Consider the following 14,166-nt stretch of genomic DNA (forward strand, 5'->3'; position numbering starts at 1 on the left):
ACCAGCTGTTGTCGCAGAGATCAAAGTTTAAGCGAACTTCCGCCCAAACAGGCGGAGTCGCGGCGCGCCGGATTCGACGCTCCGCCCGAGGCCGGGTAGCAGCCGCTTGCTTGCGCGGCGGCTCTGTCGCGCCCAAGGGGTTTAAGAGACAATGCAGCTTACTCAGATGGGGTTCCGGGCGCTCAAGGGCGCCCTTGTCACGCTGGCTCTCGCGCTGCCCTCCATCGCGGCGGCGCAGAACGAACTGGCAGGCCAGCTTTCCGATCTTCTGGGACAGGAGCGCAGCGCGCTCTCGGCGACGCCAGAGGCCAGGCTGCTTGCGGTGACCTCCCCCTCTGAAGAACGCCTCGCCGCCATGGGCGACGTGGCCTACACCGAAGCCTTCCTCTCCGAGCAGCCGTCTGCCAACGGCGGTGAGGAATGGCAGTGCCTGACCGAGGCGCTCTATTTCGAGGCCCGCGGCGAGAGCGCCCAGGGCCTGTTTGCGGTGGCCGAGGTCATCATGAACCGGGTCGATTCGCCGCGCTTCCCTGGCTCTGTCTGCGGTGTGATCCACCAGGGCACCGGCGCGCGCTACCAGTGCCAGTTTACCTATACCTGCGACGGCTCGCCCGATGTGGTGCACGAGCAGGCGGCCTGGGACCGGGTGGGCAAGGTCGCCCGGCTGATGCTGGACGGGGCGGACCGCCAGCTGACCGGCGGCGCCACCTATTACCACACCAATGCCGTGCGCCCCTCCTGGGCCCGGAGCTTCCCGCAGACCGCGCAGATCGGCGCGCATCTGTTCTATCGGCAGACCTGACGCTGCTCGTCGCTCCTGACGGAGCGCCTCGCGAGCGGCGCTGGCGGGGGCGTGGTTGGCTGGTGTTGGAGGGGGGCTGTCTGCCCCCGCTGCCTTTGGCAGCCCACCCGAGGATATTTGGCAGTCGAAGGGGGCACGTGAGCCTTGGGGCGATGTTGCGGGCCGGGGGCTGGCGACTTAGGTCTGGCTGGGCAGCGGGAGGCTTTCATGAGTGACGAGATTGCCGAGGCGTTCGGTCACCCCGAGGGGCGGGCGCGGGCGATGGCGGACCGGATCTCGGTGCGGGATTTCCGGCTTGAGGCCGAGATCGGCGCCTTTCAATCCGAGCGTGGTCTGCGGCAGGGGCTGCAGTTCGACGCAGTGGTCGAGGTGGCCGGGCAGGGCGCCGGAGACGATGTCGACGCCATCCTCTCCTACGACAAGATCACAGAGGCGATCGAGACCGAGCTGGCCGCGGCACGGCATGACCTGCTGGAAAGCCTGGCGGAGGCGATCGCGGCCCGCATCCTTGCCGAGCCGCTTGCTGCCCGGGTGATCCTGCGCATTCAGAAGCTCGACCGGGGCCCCTATGCGCTGGGTGTGGAGATTGTGCGCGCCAAAGGCGAGGCCGTGGGCGAGGCATCACCGCCGCCGAGGCCGCGCGTGGTGCTGCTGACGCGTCCCGAGGCGGAGGGGCTGGCGGAGCGGCTGGACGAGCTGGCGGCGGATCATCCTGTGATCGTCGTGACGGGGCCGGCGGACCTGCCAGTGCCGGCGGCGGCGGAGAGCATGGCGGCGCGGCGGATCGCGCTGCTGGCCATCGAGCAGGCGGGCTGGGCGCTGGCGGCGCGGGTGGAGGGGCTGGTGCCCGTCTCCAGCCGGACGGAGCTCGACTGGGGGCTGCGCCATGCCCAACGGTCGCTCTGGCTGCCCTCTCGGCTGGTGCTGAACACGCCGGACGCGCCGGAGGCCACCGACGCCGCGACCCTCGCCGCCTGGCTGGCCGACGAGTTGGGGGCGGTCGAGCTGGTGAGCCTTGGCGGGCCTGTACCGGCAACGCTGGTGCCGGCGCGGGAGCTGCCCCGATGATCGCGCCTTTGCCGCGCACCGGGCGGGCGCCGGAGGGGGCCTTGCCTGTCGCCGGGGTGGACGGCCTCTGGTTCGGAGAGGTGCAGGATTGGGGCGGGGCGCGCCGGCCGGTCGCTGATCTGGCTGCCGATGAGCGGGCGCGGCTCAGCGAGCGGCGCGCCGATATCTGCGGGCTCAGCATGGACCGGCCGCGGCTGATGGGCATCCTCAATGTGACACCCGACAGCTTTTCGGATGGCGGGCGCCACGCAACGCTCGAGCGGGCGCTGGCGCGGGCACGGGAGATGGCCGGCGAGGTCGACATCATCGACATCGGCGGCGAGAGCACCCGGCCCGGGGCCGAGGAGGTCAGCCGGGCCGAGGAGATTGCCCGAACCGCGCCAGTGATCCGCGCCATCCGCGAGGCGGGGATCGCCACGCCCATCTCCATCGACACGCGCAAGGCGGAGGTGGCGGCGGCGGCTCTGGACGCGGGGGCCGACATCGTCAACGACGTGGCCGCCTTCCGCTTTGATAACGAGATGGCGCCCCTGGTGGCGGAGCGGGGCTGCCCCGTTTGCCTGATGCACTCCGTCGCCGACCCGGCGACGATGCAGAAGCAGGCGCGTTACGGCGATGTCGTCGCGGAGGTCTTCGAGCATCTCGCCGAGCGGATCGCGCTGGCCGAATCCCACGGCATCCCGCGCGGGCGGATCATCGCCGATCCGGGCATCGGCTTCGGCAAGACCCTGCAACATAACGTGAGTCTTCTCGCGCATCTGCCCCTATATCATGACCTTGGCACGGCGCTTCTTCTCGGGGCCTCGCGCAAACGCTTCATCGGCACGATCGGCGAGGCGGAGGTGGCAGAGGAGCGCCTGGGTGGTTCTCTCGCGGTGGCGCTGGCAGGCGCGCGGGCGGGGGTGCAGATCATCCGGGTGCATGACACGACGCAAACACGGCAAGGGCTGCGCCTACAGACGGCCCTGATAGAGGCAGAGACATGGTGAGGCAGCTTTTCGGAACCGACGGTGTGCGCGGCACGGCCAATACCTGGCCGATGACCGCGGAGATGGCGCTGAAGATCGGCGCCGCCGCCGGGCGGTACTTTCGCAATGATGGGTCCAATGGCCACCGGGTGGTGATCGGCAAGGACACGCGGCTTTCGGGCTACATGTTCGAGAACGCGCTGACGGCGGGGCTGACATCGACGGGGATGAACGTGTTCCTGCTCGGCCCGGTGCCGACACCGGCGGTGGGGATGCTGACGACCTCCATCCGCGCCGACGTGGGGATCATGATCTCCGCCAGCCACAACCCGCACCAGGACAACGGCATCAAGTTCTTCGGGCCCGACGGCTTCAAGCTGAACGACGCGGCGGAGGCCGAGATCGAGGCGCTGGTGGCGGGCGAGATCGAGCCGGCGCAGGCGAACAACATCGGCCGCGCGAAGCGCATCGACGACGGCCGCTTCCGCTATGCCGAGCGGCTGAAGAGCACCTTCCCGCATGGGCTGCGTCTGAGCGGGCTGAAGGTGGTGATCGATTGCGCCAACGGTGCGGCCTACAAGGTGGCGCCCGAGGTGCTGTGGGAGCTGGGCGCGACCGTCATCGAGGTTGGCACCAAGCCCGACGGCTTCAACATCAACGACCGGGTCGGCAGCACCCATACGCGCACGGCGGCCGAGACGGTGGTGACGCATGGCGCCGACATTGGCATCTGCCTCGATGGCGATGCCGACCGGGTGATCATCCTCGACGAGAACGGCGAGGAGGCCGATGGCGACCAGCTGATGGCGCTGATGGCAGCGCGCTGGGCCGGGGCAGGGCGGCTGAATGGCGGCACGCTGGTGGCGACGGTGATGAGCAACCTCGGGCTGGAGCAGTTCCTGGACGGGCAGGGGCTGAACCTGCACCGGACCCGCGTGGGCGACCGTTATGTGGTGGAGGCGATGCGGGCGGGGGGGTTCAACCTCGGCGGCGAGCAATCGGGCCATATCGTGATGACGGATTACGCTACCACCGGCGACGGCCTGCTGGCCGGGCTGCAGGTGCTGGCGGCTATGGTGGAAAGCGGCAAGCCGGCGAGCGAGCTGGTGCGCCAGTTCGACCGGGTGCCGCAGGTTCTGAAGAACGTGCGCTATGCCGCGGGGCAGGCGCCGCTGGAGACGGCCCGGGTGAGCGCGGCGATTGCCGATGGCGAAAAGCGGCTGAACGGCTCGGGCCGGCTGGTCATTCGCAAGTCGGGCACCGAGCCGCTGATCCGCGTGATGGCCGAGGCCGAGGACGAGCGGCTGATGGCGGATGTGGTGGACGAGATCGTCGCCGCGGTGACGGAGGCTGCGCAGGAGCCGGCAAGTTAAGGGTGGGTTTGTAACCCCGGCGCTATGACCCGGCCGCTCTTGCCTCCGCCCCATCCGGCCTTCGCCGGGGAGGGCCAGGTGAGCCCGAGCCCTAATCGCGGCGAATCGGGAAGAGGGCGCGGAAGCGGGGGGCGCGCAGCCAGAGCGCGCCCCACATCAGGATGCCGAGATAGACGCTGAAGAGCTCGTTGGAGAACAGCGGCATGTCGGCCCGGATCTGCGTGACCATGGCCCCGCCAAGGATCGCCATCATCTGGATGCCCCCCAGAAGCGCGGTGGCCGGGATGACGAAGAGGATCGTGCAGACCAGTTCCAGCATGCCGATCAGCCCGACAGGCGCCTCGGGCCAGCCGAGATCGGCCATCGTCTGCGCGCCGACATCCATGACGAGCTTCGGCATCACCGAGGCGAAGGCCATGAAGAGAGCGAAAAGCACGGTCAGGCCCCAGCCGATCCGCGCCATGGTCTGATCCGACATGTGCGGCGCTCCAGAACAGGTTTGATATCAACCTTTATCCGCAGCTCCGGCCGCGTCTGTCAAGCGTCAGCGGGGCTCTTGGCCCGTTTTCCCTTGCCCTGCATGTCCCCGGCGCCTATATGGGCGCTGCCGAAGCGGCGGAACAGTCGCGGGCAGAGCGTGAGGGGCGGGGTCGGGACAACCGGCCCTTTTTGTTTACGCTCCGCCCAAAAGCCTCTCGGCCAAGCCACATCAAAGACCCGCGGAGACAACCGCGAGGCCAGTATAAACGTACGAAAAGGAAAACGATTAGCCACATGGCTCAAGATACATCTATGGAGGAATTCGAGGCCCTTCTGAACGAAAGCCTCGAAATGGACACGCCGAACGAAGGCAGTGTCGTAAAAGGCCGCGTGATCGCTGTCGAAGCGGGTCAGGCCATCATCGATGTCGGCTACAAGATGGAAGGCCGCGTCGATCTCAAGGAATTCGCGAACCCCGGCGAGTCGCCCGACATCAGCGTCGGCGATGAAGTCGAGGTTTACCTCCGCCAGGTCGAGAACGCCCGCGGCGAAGCCGTCATCTCCCGCGAGATGGCGCGCCGTGAAGAGGCGTGGGACCGGCTCGAGAAGGCCTATGCCGACGAAGAGCGCGTCGAAGGCGCCATCTTCGGTCGCGTCAAAGGCGGCTTCACCGTCGATCTCGGCGGCGCCGTGGCCTTCCTGCCCGGCTCCCAGGTCGATGTGCGCCCCGTGCGCGACGCGGGCCCCCTCATGGGCCTCAAGCAGCCCTTCCAGATCCTCAAGATGGATCGTCGCCGCGGCAACATCGTTGTCTCGCGCCGCGCCATTCTGGAAGAGTCGCGTGCCGAACAGCGTGCCGAAGTCATCGCCAATCTCACCGAAGGCCAGGCGGTCGACGGTGTGGTCAAGAACATCACCGAATACGGTGCGTTCGTTGACCTCGGCGGCGTGGACGGCCTGCTGCACGTCACCGACATGGCCTGGCGCCGTGTGAACCACCCCTCGGAGATCCTGTCGATCGGCGAGACCGTGAAAGTCCAGGTCATCAAGATCAACAAAGAGACGCACCGCATCTCGCTCGGCATGAAGCAGCTTCAGGCCGACCCGTGGGATTCGGTCGAGCAGAAGTTCGCGCTCGGCTCGGTGCATTCCGGCCGCGTCACCAACATCACCGATTACGGCGCCTTCGTGGAGCTGGAACCCGGTGTCGAAGGTCTGGTTCACGTCTCGGAAATGTCCTGGACGAAGAAGAACGTGCACCCCGGCAAGATCGTCTCCACCTCGCAGGAAGTGGATGTCATGGTCCTCGAGATCGACAGCGCCAAGCGCCGCGTCTCGCTCGGCCTGAAGCAGACGATGCGCAACCCGTGGGAAGTCTTCGCCGAGACGCATCCGGCGGGCACCGAAGTCGAGGGCGAGGTGAAGAACATCACCGAGTTCGGCCTCTTCGTCGGCCTTCCGGGCGATATCGACGGCATGGTTCACCTCTCCGATCTCAGCTGGGATCAGCGCGGCGAGCAGGCCATCCAGGAGTATCGCAAGGGCGATATCGTCAAGGCGAAGGTCTCTGAGGTCGATGTCGAGAAAGAGCGTATCTCGCTCTCGATCAAAGAGCTGGGCGACGACCCGTTCGCCGAGGCCATCGGCGGCGTGAAGCGGGGCTCGATCGTCACCGTCGAAGTGACGAAGATCGAGGATGGCGGCATCGAGGTGGAATACGAAGGCATGAAGTCCTTCATCCGCCGCTCCGATCTGTCGCGTGACCGCTCCGAGCAGCGCCCTGAGCGCTTCGGTGTGGGCGACAAGGTCGACGTGCGCGTCACCCAGGTCGACAGCAAGACCCGCAAGCTGGGTCTGTCGATCAAGGCCCGCGAGATCGCCGAAGAGAAGGAAGCGGTCGAGCAGTACGGCTCCTCCGACTCCGGCGCCTCGCTCGGCGACATCCTCGGCGCGGCCCTGCGCGGCAACGACGACGACTGATCCTGAAGGCTTCGGCCTGAAGGAGAGCCCCGCGCCAGAGATGGCGCGGGGCTTTTCGTTTGGGGTAGGGCAGGCGAGGGGTTACCCCACAAAAGATATTTTCGTTGGGTAACTTGCGGGCCGAGATGGCGCCAGCGGATCGACGCTGCCCTTGCCCGCATGCCGAAGGCGAAGGCCATGATCGAGGAGGCGGCGAGCTAATTCCCTCGCCGCGCCTTCTTGCCTCGCGCCACCTCCGTCTCGATGGCAGAGAGCTTGGGCTCCCAGAAGGCGCGGAAGCGGCCGAGCCAGGCGTCCACCTCCGCCAGGGGGGCGGGATCTAACGTGTAGATGCGACGGGCGCCTTCGGGCGTGACGGTGGCGAAGCCGGCCTCGCGCAGCACCCGCAGATGCTGCGAGACGGCGGCCTGCGTGATGCCGTGCTCGGCGCGGATCACCTCGACGATCTGGCCGGAGCTGTGAGCCCCCTCCGCCAGCAGCTCCAGGATGCGGCGGCGCACCGGGTCTCCCAGGATGTCGAAGGCGCCCATCAGGCGCCCGGCGGCTGTTCGCCCGTGTAGAAGGCGGCGGTGGCCGCCGCGCGGCGCTGCGCATTCTCGGCGCTCTCGCCGCCAGCCTCCTCGGCCTTGCCCCAGCTCTCTGCCGATCCGGTGATGAAGGCGCGGCCGTCCGGCTGCAGGTGAAAGGTGTTCTCGTCCGGCTTCTCCGCCGACGGGTCGGAGAGGTGCAGGGCCAGGCCGAGGAGCGCGCCGTCCCAGCCGACGCCGACCGCGCCGGGGCCGAACTGATCCCAGAAGGGGCTGACAAAGGCGGTGTGAACGAGCGTCAGCTCTGTGCGCTCCGGCCCCAGCTCCTCCAGCGTGACGGAGACCCAGCTGATGTCCTCCCCCATCTCCCAGGTCAGCTCCAGCTTTCGGGGCGGGGCGCATTCCAGGATCTTGCCGCCGGCATTGCCGGTCACCTTGAAGCGGCCGCCTAGCTCGAAGTCGCCGTCGACGGGGGCGAACCAGCGGGGCAGGCGCTCGGGGTTGGTCAGAATGTCCCACAGGTCGGCGGCGTCTGTCTCGTAGGGGCGGGTTAGCGTGACGGCGCGGGCCTCGCGCCCCTCGACGTTCAGGCTGGCGACGCTGCGCTGCACCGCGCCGAGATGCTGGTCAAAGGTCATGTGCGATTCCCTTGCAAGAATTCACTTATATTAGGATGGACTTAAATCCTCGCCAAGCCTTTTTCTGCGCCCGCTTCAGCTCGGCCCGAATCGCTTGTCGCATACTGCGGTGCGGCAAACCGCCGCAGGCCTTCGGGCGGCGACTTCGCCGGGCGAAAAGGCGGAATGACGCCCCGTTCGCGCTCACAATCCGGCAGTTTGGCTGCAGGCTGCTATTTCCGGCTCGTTTTTTTCATCCTATAGTCGAAAACCAGAACAAGAAGAAACGTTGCCGCGTGCCCCAGGGGAGGTAGCCGATGATCCGCTCAGAGCTGATCCAGAAGATCGCCGACGAGAACCCTCATCTGTATCAGCGCGACGTCGAGAAGATCGTGAACACGATCTTCGAGCAAATCACCGATGCCATGGCCGGCGGTAACCGCGTCGAATTGCGCGGCTTCGGGGCCTTCTCCGTCAAGAAACGGGACTCGCGAACCGGGCGGAACCCGCGTACGGGTGAGGCGGTTGAGGTCGATGAGAAGTGCGTGCCCTTCTTCAAGACCGGCAAGTTGTTGCGCGACCGCCTGAACGGCAAGTAGGATCGAGCCCATGAGAACCATTCGTTTCGCCTTCTGGGGTGTGGTTGCGCTTTGCCTGATCGCCATCGGCATAGCCAACCGTTCGCTTGTGACCGTGCGCGCCATGCCCGAGACGCTGAGCGACCTTCTCAACATCTCGCCCGACATCGACGTGCCTCTCTTCGTGGTCATCTTCCTCGGCGTCGCTGCTGGCCTGCTGATCGGCTTCTTCTGGGAGTGGATCCGCGAATCCCGCCAGCGCAGCGAATCCCGCCGGCGCGCCCGCGAGGTGAACGATCTCAAGCGCGAGGTCGGCCGCCTGAAGACCGAGAAGCACGAGGGCAAAGACGAGGTTCTGGCCCTGCTCGAATAGGGCCGGTGCTTCCCAATTCCGCCCCCCTCGACTAGAAGCCCCGCATGACTATCCGGCTCAAGATATGCGGCCTCCGCGAGGCGGAGCAGATCGCCGCCGCCGCTTCGGCCGGCGCGGCTTATTTCGGCTTCAACTTCTTCCCGCCCTCGCCCCGCTATGTCACCGCCGCCGAGGCCGCTGCGCTGGCCGGGGCCGTGCCGATGGGGCGCATGAAGGTGGGCCTGTTCGTCGATCCAAGCGATGCCGAACTCGATGCGATGCTGGCCGAGGTGCCGCTCGACATGGTGCAGCTGCATGGAGCCGAGACGCCCGAGCGGGTGGCCGAGGTGCGCCGCCTGACCGGCCTGCCGGTGATGAAATCGGTGGGCGTGTCGGGGGAGGGCGATCTGGCCGAGCTCGAGGCGCATGGCTCCGTCGCCGACCAGCTTCTCGTCGATGCGAAGGCGCCGAAGGGGGCTGTGCTGCCCGGCGGCAATGGCGTGCCCTTCGACTGGCGCCTGATCGCCGGGCGGCGCTGGCCAGTGCCGTGGATGCTGGCAGGCGGGCTGAATGCCGGCAACGTGGCCGAGGCGATCCGCTTGACGGGCGCGCGCCAGATCGATGTCTCCTCGGGCGTCGAGAGCGCGCCGGGCTTCAAGGATGCCGCGATGATGGCCGCTTTCGCGCGGGCCGCGGGCGTGCCTGAGGGCGCCACCGCATGAGCCGCGTGGCGACGCTGCATATCGGCATGCACAAGACCGGCACGACGACGCTGCAGCACCGCTTGGCCGGCTATGACGATGGCGAGACCAAGTATCTCGACCTCGGCTACCCGAACCACTCGATCCCGCTCAAGCTCGCCTATCTCGACAACCCGCCCAAGGCTTTCTACGCCAGCGACGACGAGGCCGCCTGGCCTGCCGAGCGCGAGGCAGCCCGCAAGCGCATCGCCAAGGCCCTGCGCGACGCGGCGCCCGCCAATGTGGTGATCTCCGGCGAAGAGCTCTCGACCTTTCCCAACGGGCCGTTCCGCCCGCGGCTGATCTCGCATCTGCGCCGGCAGGTCGATGAGGTGAAGGTCATCGGCTATGTCCGCGATCCGGCGGGGTTCATGGCCTCGGAATTCGGCCAGCGGGTGCAGGCGGGCTTCCGGCAATTCAACCTTCTGGCGCTTTATCCGCGCTATCGTTTCCGCTTCTTCGGCTGGAACTACGTGATGGAGCGAGCGGGCAATGGCTTCGACTTGTCGCTCTACGACCCCGCCAGCTACGAGAACGGCGATGTCGTGAACGACTTCGTCGCCCGCGCCGGCCTCGATCCCTCGCACCTGCGCGACGTGGGTGCCAAGGCCAACCCCTCGCTCACGGCCGAGGGGGCTGCGGTCTTCTACGCCTTCCGACATGCAGACGGGCCGAGCCCGGTGCGGGGCGAAGAGCATGAGGCGCAGATCAAGCTCATCAACCTGATGTACGGCTTCGGGCGCAACCCGATCCGGCTCGACCCCGAGGCGATTCAGCCTCTGCTGGCTGAGAACGCCGAAGAGATCGACTGGATCCAAGAGCTGATCGGCAGGCCTTTCCCTGCGCCGAAGCTGGGGCCGGTCATGTTCTCCGACAGCCGGCAGATCATCCGTTACGCGCGCGGGCTCGGCCCGGAGCTGGCCGAGTGGCTGCATGAGCAGGGCTATGAGCCCGCCAACTCGGGGCGGAGCGTGCCGGGGCTGATGCGCGGTATGGTCATGCATTTTCTTGAGATCGAGGATACCTTCCGCAACAGGATGACCTATCGCCTCGACGTGCATCGCCGCCTCAGAGAGTTGAAGCGCCAGCAGGCGCAAGAAACGAAGGCGCGCAAGTTGCGACAGAAACAGCAGGCCCGAGAGCAATCGGCAAAGGCGGAGCCCCTGCCGGCAAAAGGACAAAGCAATGCGTAGACGGCTTCTCATTCATCTCGGCATGAACAAGGCCGGCTCGACGACCATCCAGCAGGCCTATTCGTCTTACGACGACGGTCAGACGGAATGGTTGCCGCTCGGTGGCCTGCATGCGCGGTTCGTTGGCCTTTCCTACGCCGACAAGCCGCAGAACCGGCTTTTCACCTCGGCCGATCCTGAAGCGCGCAAGGCCGAGCAGGCCGAATTTCGAGCCAAGCTGGAAGAGGTGCTGAGCGAGGGCGAGAAAGGCGGCATCCTCTCGGCCGAAGACTTCTCGGTTTTCACCCCTGACGAGGCAGAACGGGCTGCCGAGCATCTGGCCGGAAACACCGATGATCTGCACGCGCTCGTCTATGTTCGCGACCCGGTGGGCTTTATCCGCTCGGACTACCAGCAGCGCATCAAGCGGGCGATGCCGCCTTCCAAGCTTGCCCACTTCTACCCCCAGTACCGCCGGCGCTTCGAGGGCTGGGACGCGGCGATGGACGGTCGCGGCCGGTTGGAATACGCCCGCTTCTCGCGCGAAACGTTCCACGACGGCGACCTTCTTGCCGATTTCGCGCACCGCTTCGGGCTTGATACCGCGCTGGCCAAGCGCAACAAGAAGGGCGACGCCAATACCTCGCTTTCGGCGGAGGCGGTGGCGGTGCTGGCGCTCCTGCGATCCGACGAGGGTGCGGCGAGCCATTACGGCAAGGAAAACCTCGCCAATATCAGCCTTGTCCGGGGCCTGCGCGATTTCGGGTCGTCGAGCTTCGGCTTCCACCCCGATCTGGTGGCGCCGGTTCTGAAGGAATGGGCCGACGACATCGCCTGGATGGAAGAGCGCATGGGCAGTCGCTTCCCGCCCGACGAGCCGCGCGGCAAGGCCTTCGCGAGCATCGACGAGATGCTGGCCTATGGCCAATCGCTCGGGCCCGATCTGGCCAGCCATATCCGAGAGCTCGGCCATGAGCCTGCCAACAGCGGCGACGACATACTCGCTCTCCTCAAAGGCCTCCGCCAGAACGAGCTGGCAGCGATGGAGGCCCGCAGGGCCAAGCAGCGCGCGAAGGCCGCCGGCTGACCCAGCGGCCTTGTTCGGCGCCGCCCGCCCGTCTAGGTTGGCGCGCGGCCCGACGCCGCCATACCCCGAAGAGGCCCCCATGCCCGACGATCGCATCAACTCCTTCACGCAAGGCCCCGACGAGACCGGCCGGTTCGGCATCTTCGGCGGGCGCTTCGTCTCCGAAACGCTGATGCCGCTGATCCTGGAACTCGAGCAGGAATACGAGCGCGCGAAGACAGACGAGTCGTTCTGGGCGGAGATGGACGATCTGTGGGAGCATTACGTCGGCCGCCCCTCGCCGCTTTACTATGCCGAGCGGATGACGGAGCATCTCGGCGGCGCCAAGATCTACTTCAAGCGCGATGAGCTGAACCACACCGGCGCGCACAAGATCAACAACGTGCTCGGCCAGATCCTGCTCGCCCGCCGGATGGGCAAGGACCGCATCATTGCCGAGACGGGCGCGGGCCAGCACGGCGTCGCGACCGCGACGGTCTGCGCCAAATTCGGGCTGAAATGCGTCGTCTACATGGGGGCGCATGACGTCGAGCGGCAAAAGCCCAACGTCTTCCGCATGAAGCTGCTGGGCGCCGAGGTGATCCCTGTGACCTCCGGCCGCGGCACGCTGAAAGACGCGATGAACGACGCGCTGCGCGACTGGGTGACCAACGTGCGCGACACGTTCTACTGCATCGGCACCGTCGCCGGCCCGCATCCGTACCCGGCCATGGTGCGCGACTTCCAGTCGATCATCGGGCAGGAGGCGAAGGCCCAGATGCTGAAGGCCGAGGGGCGCCTGCCCGACATTCTGACGGCGGCCATCGGCGGCGGCTCCAATGCGATGGGGCTGTTCTACCCGTTCCTCGATGACCCTTCGGTGCGCATCATCGGCGTCGAGGCCGGCGGCAAGGGCGTGAACGACAAGATGGAGCATTGCGCCTCGCTCACGGGCGGGCGCCCGGGTGTGCTGCATGGCAACCGGACCTACCTGCTGCAAGACGATGACGGCCAGATCCTGGAAGGCTTCTCGATCTCGGCCGGTCTCGACTATCCCGGCATCGGGCCCGAGCATGCCTGGCTGCACGACAGCGGCCGCGCCGAGTATGTCTCCATCACCGACAAGGAGGCGCTGGAGGCCTTCAAGCTCTGCACCGAGCTGGAAGGGATCATCCCGGCGCTGGAGCCCTGTCACGCGCTGGCGCATGTGATGAAGATCGCCCCCGATCTGCCGGCGGAGACGCTGATCTGCATGAACATGTGCGGTCGGGGTGACAAGGACATCTTCACGGTGGCGAAGCACCTCGGCTTCGACATGGACTAACCGGTCGCGGGCTCTCACGCTCGCTTGAAGGCAGTGAACGAAGCCCCGGGCAGCGGCGTTCTGGTCGCATGCTCGGGAGAGACGCAGGCCAGAGACCCGCGCCCCAGGCCGAGTTCAACGACTGGGAGGACCTGTCATGAAACTGCTCTTCACCACCGCCGCCGCTGCCGCGCTCGCCGCCACCGGCGCCTTCGCCCAAGACGACACGCCGATGATCGACGCCGAGAGCGTCACCTTCGCCGATGGTTCCGTCACTTTCGCGACCGTCACAGCGGCGAGCGACGGCTATCTCGTGATCCACGAGACCGATCAGAACGGTGCGCCCGTGGCACCCGAATCCATCGGCCATGTCGCGATCAGCGCGGGCGAGAACACCGACGTCACGGTGACACCCGATCCGGCCTTCGAAGATGGTGCGACCTATATCGCCATGCTCCACGAAGAGACGAACGGCAACGACACCTATGATTTCGGCCCTGACGATGTCGAGGACGATACCCCCGTAATGCTCGACGGCAGCCCCGTGGTGGAACCCTTCGTCTACAACGCGGATATGTCGGGCGAGATGAGCGATGATCACGCCACGGACGACGACATGTCCGGGGACGACATGGACGACGACGACATGGACGACGAGGCGAGCAACTAGCCTTCGTCGCGCTTCGCCGAGAGGAGATGGCCGCCGCCCAGCCGGGTGGCGGCCTTTGCGCGTCTAGTCGGCGGCCACTGCATGGCCCTCGAGCACCTCCATCGGCACGATCTCGAGTGCGCGGCGATGCGTGGCGGAGAGGTCGATCTCGGGCGCGCAGCCCTCGTCATGCGCCTGCATGAAGCGGCTGGCGCACAGGCACCAGCGGTCACCGGGTTGCAGGCCGGGAAAGCCGAACTCGGGGCGGGGCGTGGAGAGATCGTTGCCGACATATTTCGAGTAGGCAAGGAATTCGGCGTTCATCACCGCGCAAACGGTGTGGCTGCCGCTGTCTTCCGTGCAGGTATTGCAATGGCCGTCGCGGAAGAACCCTGTCAGCGGGTCGCCCGAGCAAGGGTGCAGGGCCTCGCCGAGAACGTTGACGGGAAAGTCCTTTTCCATGTGGCGTCCTCCTTTGAAGGAAGGTGTTT

The 14,166-nt window shown here is 66.6% G+C and carries 16 protein-coding genes; 12 read left to right on the top strand and 4 right to left on the bottom strand.

The features are described from left to right. Nucleotides 1-151: 151 nt before the first annotated feature. The 4 genes from ACXN5S_RS07615 (at nucleotide 152) to glmM (ending at nucleotide 4,211) form a co-directional block, all read left to right on the top strand. Complete coding sequence (locus ACXN5S_RS07615; protein WP_458604822.1) at nucleotides 152-802, top strand: cell wall hydrolase; 651 nt, start codon at nucleotides 152-154, stop codon at nucleotides 800-802. Nucleotides 803-1,009: 207 nt separating this feature from the next. Further along, nucleotides 1,010-1,870, top strand: coding sequence for a dihydroneopterin aldolase (locus ACXN5S_RS07620; protein WP_458604823.1), 861 nt, complete (start codon nucleotides 1,010-1,012; stop codon nucleotides 1,868-1,870). Beyond that, entirely contained in the window at nucleotides 1,867-2,859 is a 993-nt protein-coding gene (folP, locus tag ACXN5S_RS07625) for a dihydropteroate synthase (RefSeq protein WP_458604824.1), read from the top strand. The genes ACXN5S_RS07620 and folP overlap by 4 nt, the downstream gene beginning before the upstream one ends. After that, entirely contained in the window at nucleotides 2,853-4,211 is a 1,359-nt protein-coding gene (gene glmM / locus ACXN5S_RS07630) for a phosphoglucosamine mutase (protein ID WP_458604825.1), read from the top strand. Before folP ends, glmM begins: the two co-directional genes overlap by 7 nt. Before the next feature lie 91 nt (nucleotides 4,212-4,302). Here the strand turns inward: glmM and ACXN5S_RS07635 are convergent, their stop codons facing one another. Further along, nucleotides 4,303-4,689 (bottom strand): DoxX family protein, encoded by a 387-nt coding sequence (locus tag ACXN5S_RS07635; protein WP_458604826.1) that lies wholly within the window; start codon nucleotides 4,687-4,689, stop codon nucleotides 4,303-4,305. Nucleotides 4,690-4,808: 119 nt separating this feature from the next. Here ACXN5S_RS07635 and rpsA point away from each other — a divergent pair, with 119 nt between their 5' ends. Next, on the top strand, nucleotides 4,809-6,671 hold the full coding sequence (rpsA, locus tag ACXN5S_RS07640; RefSeq protein WP_458604827.1) for a 30S ribosomal protein S1: 1,863 nt from the start codon (nucleotides 4,809-4,811) through the stop codon (nucleotides 6,669-6,671). A 197-nt stretch (nucleotides 6,672-6,868) separates the two neighbouring features. Here the strand turns inward: rpsA and ACXN5S_RS07645 are convergent, their stop codons facing one another. Both ACXN5S_RS07645 and ACXN5S_RS07650 read right to left on the bottom strand, forming a co-directional pair. Continuing rightward, on the bottom strand, nucleotides 6,869-7,201 hold the full coding sequence (locus ACXN5S_RS07645; RefSeq protein ID WP_458604828.1) for an ArsR/SmtB family transcription factor: 333 nt from the start codon (nucleotides 7,199-7,201) through the stop codon (nucleotides 6,869-6,871). Continuing rightward, nucleotides 7,201-7,836, bottom strand: a complete 636-nt coding sequence (locus ACXN5S_RS07650) for an SRPBCC family protein (protein ID WP_458604829.1) — start codon at nucleotides 7,834-7,836, stop codon at nucleotides 7,201-7,203. Before ACXN5S_RS07650 ends, ACXN5S_RS07645 begins: the two co-directional genes overlap by 1 nt. Before the next feature lie 296 nt (nucleotides 7,837-8,132). On the opposite strand from ACXN5S_RS07650, the gene ihfB reads away from it, so the two are divergent. The 7 genes from ihfB to ACXN5S_RS07685 all read left to right on the top strand — a co-directional run bounded on the left by ihfB (nucleotide 8,133) and on the right by ACXN5S_RS07685 (nucleotide 13,696). After that, nucleotides 8,133-8,414 carry an integration host factor subunit beta gene (ihfB, locus tag ACXN5S_RS07655; protein ID WP_458604830.1) on the top strand — a complete coding sequence of 94 codons (282 nt, stop codon included), beginning with the start codon at nucleotides 8,133-8,135 and terminating at the stop codon, nucleotides 8,412-8,414. Nucleotides 8,415-8,424: 10 nt separating this feature from the next. Continuing rightward, nucleotides 8,425-8,766, top strand: a complete 342-nt coding sequence (locus tag ACXN5S_RS07660) for a lipopolysaccharide assembly protein LapA domain-containing protein (protein ID WP_458604831.1) — start codon at nucleotides 8,425-8,427, stop codon at nucleotides 8,764-8,766. A 44-nt stretch (nucleotides 8,767-8,810) separates the two neighbouring features. Continuing rightward, complete coding sequence (locus ACXN5S_RS07665) at nucleotides 8,811-9,467, top strand: phosphoribosylanthranilate isomerase (protein WP_458604832.1); 657 nt, start codon at nucleotides 8,811-8,813, stop codon at nucleotides 9,465-9,467. Further along, a complete protein-coding gene (locus ACXN5S_RS07670; RefSeq protein ID WP_458604833.1) occupies nucleotides 9,464-10,678 on the top strand; it encodes a hypothetical protein in 1,215 nt (404 codons plus the stop codon). The genes ACXN5S_RS07665 and ACXN5S_RS07670 overlap by 4 nt, the downstream gene beginning before the upstream one ends. Next, nucleotides 10,671-11,744 (top strand): hypothetical protein, encoded by a 1,074-nt coding sequence (locus ACXN5S_RS07675; protein WP_458604834.1) that lies wholly within the window; start codon nucleotides 10,671-10,673, stop codon nucleotides 11,742-11,744. The genes ACXN5S_RS07670 and ACXN5S_RS07675 overlap by 8 nt, the downstream gene beginning before the upstream one ends. A gap of 79 nt (nucleotides 11,745-11,823) precedes the next feature. Beyond that, entirely contained in the window at nucleotides 11,824-13,047 is a 1,224-nt protein-coding gene (gene trpB / locus ACXN5S_RS07680) for a tryptophan synthase subunit beta (RefSeq protein WP_458604835.1), read from the top strand. 136 nt (nucleotides 13,048-13,183) lie between these two features. Continuing rightward, nucleotides 13,184-13,696 carry a DUF7282 domain-containing protein gene (locus ACXN5S_RS07685; RefSeq protein ID WP_458604836.1) on the top strand — a complete coding sequence of 171 codons (513 nt, stop codon included), beginning with the start codon at nucleotides 13,184-13,186 and terminating at the stop codon, nucleotides 13,694-13,696. A gap of 63 nt (nucleotides 13,697-13,759) precedes the next feature. Here ACXN5S_RS07685 and ACXN5S_RS07690 read toward each other — a convergent pair whose 3' ends face one another. Beyond that, the gene (locus ACXN5S_RS07690) at nucleotides 13,760-14,137 is read right to left on the bottom strand and encodes a DUF2237 family protein (RefSeq protein ID WP_458604837.1); all 378 of its coding nucleotides are present in this window, start codon (nucleotides 14,135-14,137) and stop codon (nucleotides 13,760-13,762) included. Between the last annotated feature and the right edge of the window lie 29 nt (nucleotides 14,138-14,166).

This window comes from Pseudoroseicyclus sp. H15 (assembly GCF_054353345.1).

What these genes read in the sequence shown, in the direction of transcription:
- trpB (WP_458604835.1), top strand. Translation starts at nt 11,824, where the DNA reads ATGCCCGACGATCGCATCAACTCCTTCACGCAAGGCCCCGACGAGACC.
- ACXN5S_RS07665 (WP_458604832.1), top strand. Translation starts at nt 8,811, where the DNA reads ATGACTATCCGGCTCAAGATATGCGGCCTCCGCGAGGCGGAGCAGATC.
- ACXN5S_RS07685 (WP_458604836.1), top strand. Translation starts at nt 13,184, where the DNA reads ATGAAACTGCTCTTCACCACCGCCGCCGCTGCCGCGCTCGCCGCCACC.
- ACXN5S_RS07690 (WP_458604837.1), bottom strand. Translation starts at nt 14,137, where the DNA reads ATGGAAAAGGACTTTCCCGTCAACGTTCTCGGCGAGGCCCTGCACCCT.
- glmM (WP_458604825.1), top strand. Translation starts at nt 2,853, where the DNA reads ATGGTGAGGCAGCTTTTCGGAACCGACGGTGTGCGCGGCACGGCCAAT.
- ACXN5S_RS07620 (WP_458604823.1), top strand. Translation starts at nt 1,010, where the DNA reads ATGAGTGACGAGATTGCCGAGGCGTTCGGTCACCCCGAGGGGCGGGCG.
- rpsA (WP_458604827.1), top strand. Translation starts at nt 4,809, where the DNA reads ATGGGCGCTGCCGAAGCGGCGGAACAGTCGCGGGCAGAGCGTGAGGGG.
- ACXN5S_RS07660 (WP_458604831.1), top strand. Translation starts at nt 8,425, where the DNA reads ATGAGAACCATTCGTTTCGCCTTCTGGGGTGTGGTTGCGCTTTGCCTG.
- ACXN5S_RS07675 (WP_458604834.1), top strand. Translation starts at nt 10,671, where the DNA reads ATGCGTAGACGGCTTCTCATTCATCTCGGCATGAACAAGGCCGGCTCG.
- ACXN5S_RS07635 (WP_458604826.1), bottom strand. Translation starts at nt 4,689, where the DNA reads ATGTCGGATCAGACCATGGCGCGGATCGGCTGGGGCCTGACCGTGCTT.
- ACXN5S_RS07645 (WP_458604828.1), bottom strand. Translation starts at nt 7,201, where the DNA reads ATGGGCGCCTTCGACATCCTGGGAGACCCGGTGCGCCGCCGCATCCTG.
- ihfB (WP_458604830.1), top strand. Translation starts at nt 8,133, where the DNA reads ATGATCCGCTCAGAGCTGATCCAGAAGATCGCCGACGAGAACCCTCAT.
- ACXN5S_RS07650 (WP_458604829.1), bottom strand. Translation starts at nt 7,836, where the DNA reads ATGACCTTTGACCAGCATCTCGGCGCGGTGCAGCGCAGCGTCGCCAGC.
- ACXN5S_RS07615 (WP_458604822.1), top strand. Translation starts at nt 152, where the DNA reads ATGCAGCTTACTCAGATGGGGTTCCGGGCGCTCAAGGGCGCCCTTGTC.
- ACXN5S_RS07670 (WP_458604833.1), top strand. Translation starts at nt 9,464, where the DNA reads ATGAGCCGCGTGGCGACGCTGCATATCGGCATGCACAAGACCGGCACG.
- folP (WP_458604824.1), top strand. Translation starts at nt 1,867, where the DNA reads ATGATCGCGCCTTTGCCGCGCACCGGGCGGGCGCCGGAGGGGGCCTTG.